The sequence below is a fragment of the Photorhabdus sp. RM322S genome, assembly GCF_042879395.1.
GTDB classification, from domain to species: Bacteria; Pseudomonadota; Gammaproteobacteria; order Enterobacterales; family Enterobacteriaceae; genus Photorhabdus; species Photorhabdus khanii.
Genome location: NZ_JBHFKW010000123.1, coordinates 1 through 1,425, shown reverse-complemented (window position 1 = coordinate 1,425; position 1,425 = coordinate 1). Strand labels below are relative to the sequence as shown.

Annotated in this window: 1 protein-coding gene; it reads right to left on the bottom strand. The window is 53.9% G+C overall.

Features of this window, described 5'->3' with window-relative positions:
• A partial coding sequence (locus ACGF63_RS22845; RefSeq protein ID WP_387633373.1) for a condensation domain-containing protein occupies nucleotides 1-1,425 on the bottom strand: 1,425 nt, incomplete at both ends.

Genomic DNA, 1,425 nt, shown 5'->3' with positions numbered 1-1,425 from the left:
CAAACTTTCCAATGCCTGCTGCATATAACCGCATAGTCTTTCTGGTTCAAACGGCTGCACCACCTGAGCAGTCAGTCCCAAAGTAGAGCCACCATCCTCCACCGACAGCACAAACGGATAGTTAGTACGCTCTTGCCCTCCCAAGAACTCAATGCCCTCCACGGCCTCATTCGGGGTCATCGGATTCCCATTATGCCGGTAGTTCAACAGAGCGCTAAACAGTGGAACACCATCCTGCACACCACTGCAACGCTGGGCCAACACCAGCGACGCATGCTCATGCACCAGCAATCCAGCCAGCCGGGTATGTGTTGTCTGTACGCTGTCGCGTACCGGGGTATCATTGATATCCAGCCGCAGCGGTAAAGTATTAATAAACAGCCCCATACCACTGTCGGCACCGTCTCCCGCCTGCATACGTCCAAACAGTACCGTGCCGAACACCACTTTCTCCTGACCACTGGTATGTGACAACACCTGCGCCCAGGCCAAATGACACAACGCCGCCAGACTGACGCCCAAATGTCTTGCCTGATGACGCAAACGGTTATTTAGTTCGGTCGGCAACATCCGGTGGGATTCAGCCACCAGCGAGCCATCACGATGCACTTCCGTCAGCCCAAACGGCAGGGTCGGTTCATCTACCTCCGCCAGCATGTCAGTAAAGAAGCGGGTGTGTTCTTTCTGACTCACCCCTAGCCGCACCTGCGCCACCAGATTGCGGAAAGGTGTCGGCGTAGGCAAGCTGCCCTCTTGATCCGTCAGATACGCCTGCACTTCGCGGTGCATCACTTCCACCGTTTCATGGTCGCCGATCAAGTGATGCTGCAATTCCAGCAACATCCAACGTCCATCCGTTTCCTGAGCGATGACAAAGTGCAGCAATGGCGCTTGTCTCAAATCGAGACGATGCCGACGCGGATCAAAACGCCGGGTTAACTGCTCACTGACCGGACCGTCAGCCGGGTCCAGAACCAGTTCAGTCACTGATAATGGGGCCTGACGCCAGACCACCTGAACCGGCACTGACAATCCTTGCCAAATAAAGGCAGTACGTAAAATATCGTGTCGATCAACGGCCCGTTGAACCGCCGCCAGATAACGATCCAACAGCAGCCGGTCAGCAAAAGCCATCTGACCGGCTAACAAATAGGGATCACCTTCATTCGCCAGTAAATGGTGGAACAAAATGCCATCCTGCAACGGCGACAGCGCGTAGATATCCTGAATATTTTTGAGCCCGCCCGGTATTTGCTCAACGATAAGGTCAATCTCAGTTTGAGTCAGATCAATTAACGGCAGCAGATCCGGTGTCAACGTCACCGTATCCGGTGTAATACGGTTTTCAGGCACCGGGATTTCATTATGCTCAGCCAGAGACTGCGCCAGAACACGAAGTGTTGGATTCTGGAATAGCGTTTGTAC